Below are 13,572 nucleotides of genomic sequence, written 5' to 3'. Positions count from 1 at the left end.
CTCTCAGGTGGCGGGGAGGTTTTTCAGCGCTTCGCGCCGGCTCAGCCCCGAGATGCCCTTGGCCCGCACATAGCGGACGACCTCACTCGGATTGGTCTTGGCGTATTCGCGTAACGCCCACCCGATCGCCTTGCGCGCGAAGAAGTCGTTGTCCGACAGGCTCGGCTCGATGCACGCGAACAGCAGCGCGATGTCCGTGCGCCGCTTGAACCGGTTCTGGCACAGGATGGCCGTGCGCCGCTTCCACAGGTCGCCGTCGTGCGCCCACGCCAGCATCATCGCCCGCATGGAGTCGGGATAGGCGGCCAGCAGCCCGCCCATCCGGTGGGTGGCCAGCTCGTCGACCAGATCCCACCAGGCGCCGGTGACGATCATCTCCTCGTACATCGGCACCGTGTAGAGGGTCTGGAACTCCCGGTAGGCGTGGTAGCCGGACAGCTCGATGGCGGCGTAGCGCTCCTCGCGGAATTCGGCCTCCCGCCACAACGACAACACCGCGCGCCGCCACTCGGGAGCGGTGCCGAGCCGGTGCTCGGCGAAGAGCCGCTTGAGCGCGGCCCGCCTGGGCACCGCCTGGACCCCCAGGAACGGCATCGGCGACTTCATGTAGACGCGCATCGTCTCGGCCTTGTCAGGCTCGGCCGCCGCCTGCAGTGCCAGCCGCACCGCCTTGCCGAGGCTCATCCCTTTTGGGTGGTGCGCTCGCCGGTGGCGAGCCCGTCGAAGAGCACGGTGATGTAGTGCTCGGCCAGGCCGCCCGTGTTGAGCCGGCCGCCGGGGCGGAACCAGCGCACCGCCACCCAGATCGTGTCGCGGATCATGCGGTAGGTCAGCTTGGGATCGACGTCGGCCCGGAACAGGCCGGCCGCCTGGCCCCGCTTGATCTGGGCCACCCAGATCTGCTCGACCTCGTCCTCGGCCTTGACCAGGTAGTTGAAGCGCTCGAACTGCCGCAGATAGTTCCAGTCGTTCTGCATCACGGTGATCGCGGCGCGGTGCGGCTCCAGCGTGGCGAAGCCGATGCGCACCATCTCCGACAACACGGCGCGGGCGTCGGCGCTGCTGTCGACCGCGGTGCGGTAGCGGGCGATGAGGTCGTCGAGGAAGGTGGACAACACCTCGTCGACGATCGTCTCCTTGGAGTCGAAGTGGTGGTAAAGGCTGCCGGAGAGGATGCCCGCCTCGTCGGCGATCTCGCGTACGGTCGTGGCCTGGAAGCCCTTGCGGGCGAAGAGCTCAGCGGCGAGCTTGACTAGGTGGTCGCGGCGCTCGGACGCCGGTCCCGAGGAGGTCGCGCGCTGGCGCTTCGCCGGGGTGGCGGTGCCGGAGTTCTTTCGCGTGGTCACCTCACCATTATGAGCCCTCAGACAATCGCTTGTTCACCTAACCGCCCCTGCTCATACGGCATTTCGCGGTGGACCAAGCGCTTGCTACGATGCCGGGATGAGCGAGGCGTACATCGTCGGCGCCGTCCGCACCCCTGTCGGGCGCAGGAACGGCGGCCTGGCCGGAGCCCACCCCGCCGATCTCGGCGCGCACGTGCTCAAGGAGCTGATGCACCGCGCGGACGCCGACCCTTCGGCCGTCGAGGACGTGATCTTCGGCTGCGTCGACACTATCGGACCGCAGGCGGGCGACATCGCCCGCACCTGCTGGCTGGCCGCCGGGCTGCCCGAGGAGGTGCCGGGCGTCACGATCGACCGCCAGTGCGGCTCCGCGCAGCAGGCGCTGCACTTCGCGGCCCAGGCCGTGTTGTCGGGCACCAGCGACCTGGTGGTGGCAGGCGGCGTGCAGAACATGAGCATGATCCCCATCTCCGCCGCGATGCTGGCCGGCCGCCCGCTCGGGCACGAGACCCCCTTCTCCGGCTCCAAGGGCTGGGCGGACCGGTACGGCACGCAGGAGGTCTCCCAGTTCGCCGGGGCCGAGCAGATCGCCGCCAAGTGGGGGGTCTCCCGCGCGGAGATGGAGCGGTACGCGTACGAGTCGCACCGCCGCGCGCTGCGCGCCATCGACGAGGGGCACTTCGAGCGCGAGATCGTCCCCTACGAGGGCGCGGCCACGGACGAGGGCCCCCGCAGGGACACCACGATCGAGCGGATGGCCGGGCTCAAGCCCCTGGTCGAAGGCGGCCGGCTGACCGCGGCCCTGGCCTCGCAGATCTCCGACGGCGCCGCCGCCCTGCTCATCGCCTCGCCCCGGGCCGTGCGGGAGCACGGCCTGACCCCGCGCGCCCGCGTGCACCACCTGTCGGCCCGCGGCGCCGACCCGATCATGATGCTCACCGCGCCGATCCCCGCCACCGCGCACGCCCTGGGGATGACCGGCATGTCGATCGAGGACTTCGACGTCATCGAGGTCAACGAGGCGTTCGCCTCCGTGGTGCTGGCCTGGATCGCGGAGACCGGCGCCGACCCCGCCCGGGTCAACCCCAACGGCGGAGCCATCGCCCTCGGCCACCCGCTCGGCGCGACCGGCGCCGTGCTGGCCGTCAAGCTGCTGCACGAGCTGGAGCGGACCGGCGGCAGATACGGGCTGCAGACCATGTGCGAGGGCGGCGGCCAGGCGAACGTCACCGTCATCGAGCGCCTCGACCCTGCACCATGAGAGTATGGCCAACCCCTTCACGCTGGGCATCGCCTCCGGCGAGCCGATGCCCGACGGCGTGATCCTCTGGACCCGATTAGCCGTCGATCCGCTGAGCGCCAACCCGGAACGACCGGGCGGCATGGCGCCGAAGGTGGTCGAGGTGCGCTGGCAACTCGCCGAGGACGACCGCTTCACCCGCGGCCTGCGCCAGGGCAGCATCCAGGCGCTGCCGAGCTGGGCCCACAGCGTGCACGTCAAGGTGGCGGGCCTGCGGCCGGGCGCCGACTACTTCTACCGGTTCAGGTCCGGCGGCCAGGTGAGCACGATCGGCCGCACCAGGACCGCCGACGATCCGGCCTCGACGCGGCCGGTGACGTTCGCGGTGGCGGGCTGCCAGCGTTACGAGCACGGCTTCTACAACGCGTACGCGCATCTGGCGGCCGAGCGGCCCGACGTCGTCTTCCACGTCGGCGACTACATCTACGAGTCGCGCCAGTCGGCGCACGTCGTGCGCCCGATCGGGCCGATCCCCGGCGAGATCACCAAGCTGCACGAATATCGCCTGCGCTACGCCCGCTACAAGACCGACCCCGATCTGCAGGCCGCGCACGCCGCCGCGCCGTGGGTGGTGACCTGGGACGATCACGAGGTGCTCGACGACTACCGGGGGCGGGGTGACGGCTCGGAGGCGTTCCGCAGGCGCCGGGCCGCCGCGTACCAGGCCTACTACGAGCACCAGCCGCTCCGGGTGGCGCCGCGGGAGGGCAACCTGCAGATGCACCGCAGGCGGACGTACGGCATGGTCGCCGACTTCATGGTGCTGGACGTGCGCCAGCACCGCACCGCCACCGCCATGCTCGGCGCCGCCCAGGAGCAGTGGCTGCTCTCGCGCCTGATGACCAGCCCGGTCCGGTGGCGGGTGCTGGTGCAGCCGCTGTTCTTCGCCCGCCGCTTCGTGCCGGGGCCCGCCCCCAACCTGCGTCCCGACTCCTGGGACGGCCATGCGCAGGAGCGCGCGCGCATCCTCGCGCCGCGGGTGCCCGGGCTGGTGGTGGTCAGCGGGGACGTGCACAACGCCTGGGCGGGGGAGCTGAAGGCCGACTTCCTGGATCCGGAGTCGGCGACGGTCGGGTCGGAGTTCGTGGGCAGCTCGATCAGCAGCATGCCGCCGCAGACCGACGGGCCGGCCGTGCTGGCGGCCAACCCGCATCTGCGCTTCTTCGACGGGAACCGGGGCTACCTTTCGTGCGCGGCCGACCTCGACGAGTTGCGGGTGGCCTTCCGTGCCGTCGACTTCGTGGACAAGAGAGGGGCTGCGGTGCGTACGGTGGCGGAGTTCGTGACGGACGGGAGCGGGTTGACGTCAGAAAATACCCCTAGCAAATAGGAAACTTTCCTATTAGATTTCGGGGCATGCACCTGAGCGGTGACCTGCTTCGCCTCGCCGACGCCGTCCTCTTCCCCGGCTTCACCGGACACGCGCCCCCCGACTGGGTGCGCCGCAGGCTCGGCGCGGGACTGGCCGGCGTCGTGCTGTTCTCCCGCAACATCGCCGACCCGGCGCAGGTCGCCCGGCTGACCGCCGCGCTGCGCGCGGAGAACCCCTCGGTCCTCGTCGGCACCGACGAGGAGTCGGGCGAGGTCACCAGGCTGGAGGTGGCCACGGGGAGCAGCCGCCCCGGCGGGTACGCGCTGGGCGTCGTGGACGACGTGGCCCTGACCGAGGCCCTGGCCGCGGACCTCGGCGGCGACCTGGCCGCGGCCGGCGTCACGATCGACTTCGCCCCCTCGGCCGACGTGAACTCCAACCCGGACAACCCGGTCATCGGCCTGCGGGCCTTCGGCGCCGACCCCGTGCTCGTCTCGCGGCACACCCGGGCGTTCGTCCGCGGCCTCCAGTCGGCCGGGGTGGCCGCCTGCGCCAAGCACTTCCCCGGGCACGGGGACACCTCGATCGACTCCCACCACGGCGTCCCCGTCGTGGCGGACGCCGGGATCGAGGACGCCCTGCTCCCTTTCCGGGAAGCGATCAAGGAGGGGGTCAAGGCCGTCATGACCGGCCACCTCCTGGTGCCGTCCTACGACGCCGAGCTGCCCGCCACGCTCAGCCCCAAGGTGCTCACAGGCCTGCTGCGCGAGGAGCTCGGCTTCCAAGGAATGATCATCACTGACGGCATCGAGATGGCCGCGGTGGCGGGGGCGTACGGCATCGGGGGCGCCTCCGCCCGCGCCATCGCCGCCGGCGCGGACGCCATCTGCGTCGGCGGCGAGCGGGCCGACGAGGCCACCGCCGCCGGGATCCGCGACGCGATCGCCACGGCGGTCACCCAGGGACTGCTGCCCGAGGAGCGGCTGGCCGACGCCGCTCGCCGGGTCCGCGAGCTGGCCGCGTGGACCACCTCAGCGGCCGGCCCGGCGCCGCGGGACGGCGGCATCGGCCTCGCCGCCGCCCGGCGGGCGATCCGGATCACCCGCCGCTCCAACGCGCCGGTGCTGCCCCTGGTCACGGCCCCGCACGTGGTCGAGCTGGCCCCCGAGATGAACCTGGCCATCGACAAGGGCACCCCCTGGGGCGTCGGTGCGCCGCTCACCCGGCTGCTGCCCGGCACCGAGGTCACCCGGCTCACGGCGGGGCAGGCCACGGGCGCCGTGCTGGAGCGCCTGCTCGCCGCCGCCCGTGACCGGCCGCTCGTGCTGGTGGTCCGCGACGCGCACCGCTACGCCTGGCAGCGCGAGGCGCTGCGGCATCTGCTCAGCGCCCGGCCGGACGCCGTGGTGGTCGAGATGGGGCTGCCCGCCCGGTCGGACCTCGGGGCCGTGCACGTCGCCACGTACGGATCCGCCCGGGTCTGCGGGCAGGCCGCGGCGGAGGTGCTCACGGGCCGTCTTTGACGGCCACCGGTTCACGGGCGGCTCTCGGAGCCACCGGAGGTGCGCACCGGGACGCTCCGCCGCGAATCGTCGGCGGGCACCGTTAGTCTCTGACACCGTGAACTTCGACGGCGAGGACCTCTCACGCAAAGCCCTGACCGACCGGCTCCCGGCCGACGAGACGCACCTCTTCCGCGAGTGCGACCTCACGGAGACCGACCTGTGGGGCGCCTCGCTGGCCGGGGCCAGGTTCGAGTCGTGCGTCCTCGACCAGACCGACTTCCGCAAGGCCGACCTCGACGGGGCGGTGTTCACGGGCGGGGGCGGCATGCGGACCCGCTTCAACGACGCCGACCTCATCGACGTGGCGTTCACGGACGCCGACCTGTCCTCGGCCCAGTTCGGCGGGGCGCTGCTGACGGACGTCTCGTTCACCGGCTGCCGCATGATCGGCACCGCGCTCACCGGCTCGCGCGGCACCGGGTTCAAGGTCGCCCGCTCCAACCTGACCCTGGCCAACATCGGCGGGTGCTCCTTTCGCGGGGAGCACATCGAGGGCGTGCGCTTCGACGACGCCGACCTGTCGGGTTGCGACTTCACCGGGGCCACGTTCAGCGACTGCCGGTTCATCGGGACCCGGCTGCTGCTGACCAAGTTCGCCAAGGCCGATCTGCGCGGCGCCGATCTCGGTCAGCCGGACGACGACAAGTTGCGCGCGTTCGCGGGCGCGATCATCAACCAGGCCCAGGCCGCCGCGATCCTCGCAGCCCGGGGGATCACGGTGCTCTGAAGGGCCGGGGCGTCATGGCGCGCTGAGAGGCCGGGGCATCACGGTGCTTTCAGGCGTTCCAGCGCGGTTTCAGCCTCGGCCATGATGCGTTCGATCAGCTCCCGGCACGACGGCAGGTCGTCGATCATCCCCACGACCTGCCCGGAGGCCATCACCCCCAGGTCGGCCCGCCCGTCCACCATCGCGGCCCGCAGCAGCACCGGCGTGTTGGCCGCCTGCAGCACCTGGGCCCAGCTCAGCTCCCGCCCGCGCCGCATCCGCCGCCCCTCACGCAGCAGTCGCGCCCACGAGAGCCCGGACAACCGCTTGAACCTGGCCCCGTTCACCACGGCCCGCACCAGCCGCGCCCGTTCGAGCGAGGCCACGAACGGCGTGCTGAGCACCCGGTGCGGCACCCCGTCCACCCGGGTCGTCACCACGGTCTCCCGCGCCCCCAGGTAGAACTTCTTGACCTCGTCGGGCACCGGGGAGTCGCTGGTCAGCAGGAACCGGGTGCCCATGGCGATCCCGCAGGCCCCGTAGGCCAGGGCCGCCACCAGCCCCCGCCCGTCGAAGAAGCCGCCCGCCGCGATCACCGGGATGTCCACGGCGTCCACGACCTGCGGCAACAGCAGTGTGGTGGCCAGCGGCCCGGTGTGGCCGCCGCCCTCGCCGCCCTGCACGATCACGGCGTCGACGCCCCAACCGGCCACCTTCTCGGCGTGCCGCCGCGCCCCCACCGACGGGATCGTGACCACCCCGGCGTCCTTGAGCCGGCCGATCAGCTCCCGCCGGGGCGCCATGGCGAACGACGCCACCCGCACGCCCTCCCTGATCAGCACCTCCACCCGCTCGGCCGCGTCGTCGGCGTCGGAGCGGATGTTCACCCCGAAGGGCTCGGCGGTCCGCGACTTCACCCGCCTGATCGCCTCGGTCATCTCGCTCACCGACAGGGTCGCCGCGCCGATCACGCCCAGCCCGCCGGCCTCCGAGGTGGCCGCGGCCAGCCGGGCGCCCGCGACGTACCCCATGCCGGTCTGCACGATCGGATGCCGGCAGCCGACGAGGGCGGTCAGGGCGGTTTTCACGCCGTCACCTCCGGATGCCGGCACCTGACGAGGGAGGTCAGGGCGGTCCTCACGCCGTCACCTCGCGGTCGCGGGTGCGGCCGGGGTCGAGCAGGTCGAGGACGCGGAGCTCGTCGCCGCCGGGCTCCCGCGTCAGCGGGACGTCCGCGGGAACGTCGAGGTCGAAGCCGGTCGCCGCCACCACCTCGGCCACGCTCACCCCCGGATGCACCGACACCAGCCGCATCGCCCCGCCAGGGGCGCCGAAGTCCAGCACGGCCAGGTTCGTCACGACCCGGCGCAGGTCGTAGGCGCCCCGATCGGTCCCGATCCCGCTGACCATGTCCACCTCGCGCACGAACACCCTGGGGGAGTGGCGCGGGATCCAGTAGCTCGTCGGATCGCAGCGCGTGTTGCCCGGCGCGCCGCGCACGCCCAGCAACTGCGCCTTGGGCCTGGCCCAGTCGCCGACGCAGGAGATGTTCGTGTTGCCGTGCCGGTCGATCTGGCCGGCGCCGAGCATGACGTGCCGGCGCCCGTTCAGGACGAGCCACAGGTGATCGCGGAACGGCAACCAGCCCTCGACCACCTCGGGCGCCCGCCCGAGCGGAGGCACGTCGCCGGTGAGCAGGCAGACGCCGTCGCTCGTGAGCAGCTCGGGCTCGAACGTCAGCCGTGCCAGCCGCGCCGCCAGCACCGTGACCGCCCCGCCGATCCCGGCCGCGAGGATCTCCCCATCGCCCCTGAACGCCTCCGCGCAGGCCAGCACGCACACGTCAGCCCTGCTGATCACGGAAGTCCTCCCACGGAGTGTCCGCGTAACGCCGCTGCGCCGCCTCGTCGCGTCCGTAGTCCGGCTCGCACGAGGTGAACCCCGCCCCGCCCGGCGCCTCCACCACGCCCGCCACCATCGACCGGCTGATCAGCAACGACTGCACCGGCCCCTCCTTCAGCAGGTCGGCCGGGTCCACCACCCGCTCGCACGACACGTAACACCGCCGCGCCGCCTTCGCGTAGAGATCGTCGAAGTACGGATCAGGCCCCAGATACTGGGCGTTCCCCCGGGCGTCGGCCCGGTTCAGGTGCACCAGCGCCACGTCCATGGTCAGCGCGGGGACGGCCACCAGCTCCTCCCCGTCCTCGTACGGCGACCGCACCGTCCGCAACCCCGGATTGACCCGCAGCACGTCCGACCCCAGCCCCGCCCGCGTCGGCAGGAACGGCAGCCGGTGCGCCCCCGCCAGCAGCCCGAACATGAACATCCCCTCGTCGTACTCTGCGAACTCGATCTCCCCCGCCTGCCTGGCCCGGCGGAAGTGCGGCTCCAGGGGGATGGAGTCGAGCGTCACGAACGGGGCCACCACCTTGCGCACCTTGCCGGCCGCGCAGAGCATGCCGACGTCGGGGCCGCCGTACGAGACGATGGTCAGATCGTCGGCGGAGGTGCGGAGGAGGGCACGGACGAGAGCCATCGGCTTGCGCCGCGACCCCCAGCCGCCGATCCCGACCGTCATCCCGCTCTCCACGGACGCGGCCACCGCCTCGGCCGGCATCACCTTGCTCACGTGAATCGCTCCCTGGCCTTGTCGCCCGCGCCCATCAGGTTCAGCTCGAAGGTGAAGCCCTGCTCGAAGCGGTAGCTGCGGTTGACGTCCACGGGGTCGATGCCGTTGAGAGACTCCTTGGCGCACCGGATCACGTACGGGTCCTTGGCGGCGATCTGCCCCGCGACCTCCATCGCGGCGTCCCTGAGCCGGTCGCGCGGCACCACCTCCAGCACCGATCCGAACGCGTGCAACTCGGCCGCCGTCACGTTCCTGCACGTGTAGACCATGGCTCGCATGAGGTGCTGCGGCACCAGCCTGGCCAGGTGCGTGGCCGCCCCCAGCGCTCCCCGGTCCACCTCGGGCAGCCCGAAGTAGGCGTCGTCGGCGGCCAGCACGACGTCGGCGTTCCCGGCCAGGCCGACGCCGCCGCCCAGGCAGTGCCCGTGCACCGCCGCGACGACCGGCACCGCGCACGCGTAGACCGCGGCGAAGGCCGCGTAGCAGGCCCGGTTGACCCCGACCAGCGCCTCGTAGCCGTCGGCGGCGCGCAGCTCCTTGATGTCGACCCCGGCGTTGAACCCGCGCCCCTCGGCCCGCAGCACCACCACCCTGGTCGCCGGGTCGCGCCCGGCCGACGACACGGCCGACGCCAGCTCCTCCCAGGCCCGCACGGTCAGCGCGTTGACCGGGGGCGCGTCCATGACCACCTCGGCGATCGGCCCGTCCCGCAGCGTGATCCCCATCCGGCTCCCTGGTTGCACCTAACGCTTGCTTGGTACCGTAGCACCCGTGACGGTCACTTACGACTACGCGGGCAAGGTCGTCCTGGTGACGGGCGGCACCAAGGGCATCGGCCTGGGCATCGCCCGCGCCTTCCGCACAGCCGGGGCCGAGGTGGTCGTCTGCGCCCGGACGCCGCCCGGCCCGTCCTGGGCCCAGGACCTCAGGTTCGTCCAGGCCGACGTGCGCGACCCGGCGGACGTCGAGCGGCTCCTGTCGGGCTTGGGCCGCCTGGACGTGCTGGTCAACAACGCGGGGGGCGGGCCGAACGCGCCGCTCGCGGGCACCTCGCCGCGCCTGCACGCCCGGATCATCGAGCTCAACCTGACGGCGCCGCTGCTGGTCTCGCAGCAGGCGTACCCGCTGCTCGCCGCCGCCCGGGGGGCCGTCATCATGATCGGCAGCGTCAGCGGCGCCCGTCCCTCGCCCGGCACCTCCGCGTACGGGGCCGCCAAGGCCGGCCTGCACCACCTGGCCCGCTGCCTGGCCGCCGAATGGGCGCCTTCGGTGCGGGTGAACACGGTCGTCGTCGGCCTCGCCGCCACCGAAACCACCACCGAACACTACGAACGCGCCACTGAGCACTCCGGCGAGACCACCACCGAGCAGTCCGGGACGGCCGCCGAACACTTCAGACGCGCCACCGAGCACTCCGGGACGGCCGCCGAACACTTCAGACGCGCCACCGAGCACTCCGGGACGGCCACCGAGCATTTGGGGCCCGCCCCCGAGCGCTCCGGGGCCGCTGCCGACGGGGAGTCGCCGGGCATGGCGGGGATCGCGGCGACCATCCCCGCCGGTCGGATGGCGACGCCGGGCGATGTGGCACGGGCATGCCTGTGGCTGGCGGCCCCCGGCTACGTGACGGGCGCGGAGGTGCGCGTGGACGGCGGCGGCGAAACCCCGGCCTGGCGCCACCTCACCGCCGCGCCCGCGCCCGCGCCGCCCTCTGCTCCCGAGCCCCCGCCTGCGCCGCCCTCTAGCGCTGGGCTCCCGCCCGCGACGGGGCTGGCATTGGGTGACATTTCCTGATATCTGTGCATGATCCTTCTGGGAGGTCCGTGTGGGAATCTGTGCCGGCCGCGTAGTGATCGTGACAGGCGCCGGAAGAGGCATCGGCAGAGAGCACGCCCTGGAGTTCGCCAGACAGGGTGCCCGGGTGGTGGTGAACGACCTCGGCACCGGCCGCCACGGCGACGGCGCCTCGGGCGGCCCGGCACTGGAGGTGGCGGCGGAGATCCAGGCGGCCGGCGGCCAGGCGGTGGCGAACTGCGACGACGTGTCCGACTGGGACGGCGCCGCCCGCCTGGTCAAAACCGCGGTCAGCGCCTACGGCACCCTCGATGTGCTGGTGAACAACGCCGGCTTCCTCCGGGACCGGATGCTGGTCTCCATGACCGAGCAGGACTGGGACGACGTCGTCCGCGTGCACCTCAAGGGCCATTTCCTGCCCCTGCGCCAGGCGGCGGCGTACTGGCGGGAGAGGTCCAAGGCCGGTGACCGGGTCGCGGGCCGGGTCATCAACACCTCGTCGGGCGCGGGCCTCGTGGGCAGCGTCGGTCAGGGCAACTACGCGGCGGCCAAGGCGGGGATCGCCGCGCTGACGCAGGTGGCCGCGGCCGAGCTGGCCAGGTACGGCGTGACGGTCAACGCCATCGCCCCGGCCGCTCGTACGCGCATGACCGAGGACGTGTTCGCCGCCACCATGGCCAGGCCGCAGTCGGGCTTCGACCCCATGCATCCCGCGAACATCGCCCCCCTCGTGGTCTGGCTCGGCTCCGAGGAGTCGGCCCACGTGACGGGCCGGGTGTTCGAGGTGGAGGGCGGCGCGATCTCCCTGGCCACCGGCTGGCGGCACGGCCCGGGCGTGGACCGGGACGAGCGCTGGGACCCCGCGGCCGTGGGCGACGCGGTCACCGCACTCCTGACGTCGGCCCCGCCCCCCACACCCGTCTACGGCGCCTGATCAACCCGGCCCGACCCGGGGGGCTGGGTCATCGCATGGCGGAGCGGGCGGTGGGGCGCAGGCGGAGTCGTTCGGGGGCGGCGGTGAGACGGGCTTCACCATCGGAAGCTCCACCGCCCGCTCCGACGGAGCGCGGCAGCAGCACGTCGTCGGAGTCGAGCAGGGTCGCGTTGGCGGCGTCGCGGTGCGCCTGCCACACCGGCCCTCCGTAGAAACGTTCAAGCGCCGCCCGCCGAGCCGGCATGCCGGTGAAGCCGCGCAACCACGGGAACGTAATCGCCGAATAATATTCTGATCACCTAGAGCTACACATGGGCAACGCTGAGTTATAGGCTCGCACTGGCCTTGATCCGCTGAGGTCAAGGTAGGTCAAAGGGGTCAATGGCGTGCCGAGGGCCCGCGGTGTCCATTCTCCCCTCGGAGGGCTTCCGGTGGTGAAGGAGCAGAAGTGATCAAAAGGGTGTGCGCAGCCGCGGCCGTGGTGGCTGCGGTCCACGGCGGCGCGCTGCTGGCTGTCCCCGCTCATGCTGATGACGACTGGTCCGGTCCATGGAGCAGCGACAACTGGTCCGCCAACTGGAGCGCCAACAGCGACGCATCGCAGTCCGGAAACAACTTCGGTGACGTCACCGGCGCCAACCACGGTGAGGGCGACTCCACCAACGTCAACAACGTCAACGGCGTCGCCACGACCGCCACCAACGGCAGCATCAACGTGACCTACATCTTCTACTGAGCCGGCTGACGCTCGGAACACAGCACAATCGAAAAGGACATCGCATGATGAAGAAGCTCTGCGTGACCGGCCTCGTCGTCGCCGCCGCCGGTGTGACGCTGCTGTCGGCTCCCGCGTACGCCGACACCAACGCCGGCAACACCAGCGACAACACCAACTCCTCGCAGTCGGGCAACAACTTCGGCAACGTCTACAGCGCCAACGCCAACGGCCTCGGCGCGACCGGCATCAACAACGTCAACGGCAACGCCGTGACCGGCACCAACGGCAGCGACGTGGTCGTCGACGACGTGGTCGACTAGCAGGAGACCTGGCCGCGCCGCGATCCGCCGAACATCGCGAGCGCGTCCGCACACAGGTGCGAGCCGGGTCTGATTTGGCCCGGCTCGCGACGTATTAGCATCTTTGTGTGACTATCTGCGCCTATGCCACATTTGATGACCGAGGTGGCCGAGATGACGTCGACGACGAGTGCGACCTGGCCCTGGCGGCCTGGCGCGAGGCGGGCATCGAGGGCCGCGCCGAGCGCTGGGACGACCCGGCGGTCGACTGGAGCGCCTACGACGCCGTGATCGTCCGCTCGGTGTGGGACTACGTCCTGCGGCGCGAGGAGTTCCTGGCCTGGGCGCGGGGCGTGGAGTCCGTGACGAGACTGCTCAACCCCTACGCCGTGCTGGAGACCAACACCGACAAGACCTACCTGCGGGATCTGGGCGTTCCGGTCGTCCCGACCCACTGGTCCTCCGAAGACCTGCCCGACTGGCCGGACTACGTGGTCAAGCCTTCGGTCTCCGGGGGTGCCCGCGACACCGTCAGGACCGGCGACCGCGACGAGGCCCGCACCCTCGCCGCCGCCCTGGAGGCCGCGGGACGCACGCCGATGGTGCAGCCGTATCTCGACATGGTCGAGTCCGAGGGCGAGACCTCGCTGCTGTACTTCAACGGCCGCTTCAGCCATGCCATCCGCCGTCACCCGATGCTCGCCACCGGGCTCGGCCCCGCCGACAACTCGCGGGGCCTGCTCCGCCCACCAGCCCCGGACCAGGTCGAACTTGCCGAGAAGGTGCTCGCCGCCGTTCCCACGCCCCTTCTCTACGCCAGGATCGACCTGGTCCGGCTCTCCGGTGGCGAGCCGGCGGTCATCGAGGTGGAGCTGACGGAGCCGTACCTCTTCCTGCGCTACGAGCCGCTCGCCGCCGCCGCCTTCGCCACGGCCCTGCGCGAGCTGCTCTGACCCTGGAGATCGC

General features: G+C 71.9%; 16 protein-coding genes. 9 read left to right on the top strand and 7 right to left on the bottom strand.

Translation table 11 applies throughout. The features are described 5' to 3' along the window. Positions 1 to 3 precede the first annotated feature (3 nt). Both ACWD0F_RS40830 and ACWD0F_RS40825 read right to left on the bottom strand, forming a co-directional pair. Positions 4 to 684 (bottom strand): DNA alkylation repair protein, encoded by a 681-nt coding sequence (locus tag ACWD0F_RS40830; protein WP_449886507.1) that lies wholly within the window; start codon positions 682 to 684, stop codon positions 4 to 6. After that, the gene (locus tag ACWD0F_RS40825) at positions 681 to 1,346 is read right to left on the bottom strand and encodes a TetR/AcrR family transcriptional regulator (RefSeq protein ID WP_449886504.1); all 666 of its coding nucleotides are present in this window, start codon (positions 1,344 to 1,346) and stop codon (positions 681 to 683) included. The genes ACWD0F_RS40830 and ACWD0F_RS40825 overlap by 4 nt, the downstream gene beginning before the upstream one ends. Before the next feature lie 97 nt (positions 1,347 to 1,443). Here ACWD0F_RS40825 and ACWD0F_RS40820 point away from each other — a divergent pair, with 97 nt between their 5' ends. The 4 genes from ACWD0F_RS40820 to ACWD0F_RS40805 all read left to right on the top strand — a co-directional run bounded on the left by ACWD0F_RS40820 (position 1,444) and on the right by ACWD0F_RS40805 (position 6,250). Further along, complete coding sequence (locus ACWD0F_RS40820; RefSeq protein ID WP_449886501.1) at positions 1,444 to 2,607, top strand: acetyl-CoA C-acetyltransferase; 1,164 nt, start codon at positions 1,444 to 1,446, stop codon at positions 2,605 to 2,607. A 4-nt stretch (positions 2,608 to 2,611) separates the two neighbouring features. Further along, the gene (locus ACWD0F_RS40815) at positions 2,612 to 3,976 is read left to right on the top strand and encodes an alkaline phosphatase D family protein (protein ID WP_449886498.1); all 1,365 of its coding nucleotides are present in this window, start codon (positions 2,612 to 2,614) and stop codon (positions 3,974 to 3,976) included. Between the two features lie 26 nt (positions 3,977 to 4,002). Beyond that, positions 4,003 to 5,481 (top strand): glycoside hydrolase family 3 protein, encoded by a 1,479-nt coding sequence (locus tag ACWD0F_RS40810; RefSeq protein WP_449886496.1) that lies wholly within the window; start codon positions 4,003 to 4,005, stop codon positions 5,479 to 5,481. 97 nt (positions 5,482 to 5,578) lie between these two features. Beyond that, on the top strand, positions 5,579 to 6,250 hold the full coding sequence (locus tag ACWD0F_RS40805) for a pentapeptide repeat-containing protein (protein WP_449886493.1): 672 nt from the start codon (positions 5,579 to 5,581) through the stop codon (positions 6,248 to 6,250). A 38-nt stretch (positions 6,251 to 6,288) separates the two neighbouring features. On the opposite strand, the gene ACWD0F_RS40800 is transcribed toward ACWD0F_RS40805, so the two are convergent. From ACWD0F_RS40800 to ACWD0F_RS40785, 4 genes are read right to left on the bottom strand one after another with little or no spacing between them, the layout of a single operon-like run. After that, positions 6,289 to 7,317: an NAD(P)H-dependent flavin oxidoreductase gene (locus ACWD0F_RS40800; RefSeq protein WP_449886490.1), complete on the bottom strand. Its 1,029-nt coding sequence runs from the start codon at positions 7,315 to 7,317 to the stop codon at positions 6,289 to 6,291. 49 nt (positions 7,318 to 7,366) lie between these two features. Then, positions 7,367 to 8,089, bottom strand: coding sequence for a CoA-transferase subunit beta (locus tag ACWD0F_RS40795; RefSeq protein WP_449886488.1), 723 nt, complete (start codon positions 8,087 to 8,089; stop codon positions 7,367 to 7,369). Continuing rightward, positions 8,073 to 8,849: a CoA transferase subunit A gene (locus ACWD0F_RS40790; protein WP_449886609.1), complete on the bottom strand. Its 777-nt coding sequence runs from the start codon at positions 8,847 to 8,849 to the stop codon at positions 8,073 to 8,075. The genes ACWD0F_RS40795 and ACWD0F_RS40790 overlap by 17 nt, the downstream gene beginning before the upstream one ends. Positions 8,850 to 8,857: 8 nt before the next feature. After that, positions 8,858 to 9,586: an enoyl-CoA hydratase family protein gene (locus ACWD0F_RS40785; RefSeq protein WP_449886486.1), complete on the bottom strand. Its 729-nt coding sequence runs from the start codon at positions 9,584 to 9,586 to the stop codon at positions 8,858 to 8,860. Between the two features lie 46 nt (positions 9,587 to 9,632). Here ACWD0F_RS40785 and ACWD0F_RS40780 point away from each other — a divergent pair, with 46 nt between their 5' ends. Next, on the top strand, positions 9,633 to 10,655 hold the full coding sequence (locus ACWD0F_RS40780) for an SDR family oxidoreductase (protein WP_449886483.1): 1,023 nt from the start codon (positions 9,633 to 9,635) through the stop codon (positions 10,653 to 10,655). Between the two features lie 31 nt (positions 10,656 to 10,686). After that, positions 10,687 to 11,589: an SDR family oxidoreductase gene (locus tag ACWD0F_RS40775; protein WP_449886480.1), complete on the top strand. Its 903-nt coding sequence runs from the start codon at positions 10,687 to 10,689 to the stop codon at positions 11,587 to 11,589. A 28-nt stretch (positions 11,590 to 11,617) separates the two neighbouring features. On the opposite strand, the gene ACWD0F_RS40770 is transcribed toward ACWD0F_RS40775, so the two are convergent. Next, positions 11,618 to 11,851, bottom strand: a complete 234-nt coding sequence (locus ACWD0F_RS40770; RefSeq protein WP_449886478.1) for a hypothetical protein — start codon at positions 11,849 to 11,851, stop codon at positions 11,618 to 11,620. Between the two features lie 186 nt (positions 11,852 to 12,037). On the opposite strand from ACWD0F_RS40770, the gene ACWD0F_RS40765 reads away from it, so the two are divergent. The 3 genes from ACWD0F_RS40765 to ACWD0F_RS40755 all read left to right on the top strand — a co-directional run bounded on the left by ACWD0F_RS40765 (position 12,038) and on the right by ACWD0F_RS40755 (position 13,559). Beyond that, positions 12,038 to 12,325, top strand: a complete 288-nt coding sequence (locus ACWD0F_RS40765) for a hypothetical protein (RefSeq protein ID WP_449886476.1) — start codon at positions 12,038 to 12,040, stop codon at positions 12,323 to 12,325. A gap of 44 nt (positions 12,326 to 12,369) precedes the next feature. After that, positions 12,370 to 12,627 (top strand): hypothetical protein, encoded by a 258-nt coding sequence (locus tag ACWD0F_RS40760; protein WP_449886473.1) that lies wholly within the window; start codon positions 12,370 to 12,372, stop codon positions 12,625 to 12,627. A gap of 107 nt (positions 12,628 to 12,734) precedes the next feature. Beyond that, positions 12,735 to 13,559 (top strand): ATP-grasp domain-containing protein, encoded by an 825-nt coding sequence (locus ACWD0F_RS40755; protein ID WP_449886470.1) that lies wholly within the window; start codon positions 12,735 to 12,737, stop codon positions 13,557 to 13,559. The last annotated feature ends 13 nt before the right edge of the window (positions 13,560 to 13,572 follow it).

It is taken from the genome of Nonomuraea sp. NPDC002799 (assembly GCF_053592075.1).
The sequence above is the reverse complement of the archived record's forward strand: the minus strand, read 5'-3'. Positions and strand labels throughout refer to the sequence as shown.

What these genes read in the sequence shown, in the direction of transcription:
- ACWD0F_RS40830 (WP_449886507.1), bottom strand. Translation starts at nt 684, where the DNA reads ATGAGCCTCGGCAAGGCGGTGCGGCTGGCACTGCAGGCGGCGGCCGAG.
- ACWD0F_RS40820 (WP_449886501.1), top strand. Translation starts at nt 1,444, where the DNA reads ATGAGCGAGGCGTACATCGTCGGCGCCGTCCGCACCCCTGTCGGGCGC.
- ACWD0F_RS40815 (WP_449886498.1), top strand. Translation starts at nt 2,612, where the DNA reads ATGGCCAACCCCTTCACGCTGGGCATCGCCTCCGGCGAGCCGATGCCC.
- ACWD0F_RS40810 (WP_449886496.1), top strand. Translation starts at nt 4,003, where the DNA reads ATGCACCTGAGCGGTGACCTGCTTCGCCTCGCCGACGCCGTCCTCTTC.
- ACWD0F_RS40790 (WP_449886609.1), bottom strand. Translation starts at nt 8,849, where the DNA reads ATGCCGGCCGAGGCGGTGGCCGCGTCCGTGGAGAGCGGGATGACGGTC.
- ACWD0F_RS40785 (WP_449886486.1), bottom strand. Translation starts at nt 9,586, where the DNA reads ATGGGGATCACGCTGCGGGACGGGCCGATCGCCGAGGTGGTCATGGAC.
- ACWD0F_RS40760 (WP_449886473.1), top strand. Translation starts at nt 12,370, where the DNA reads ATGATGAAGAAGCTCTGCGTGACCGGCCTCGTCGTCGCCGCCGCCGGT.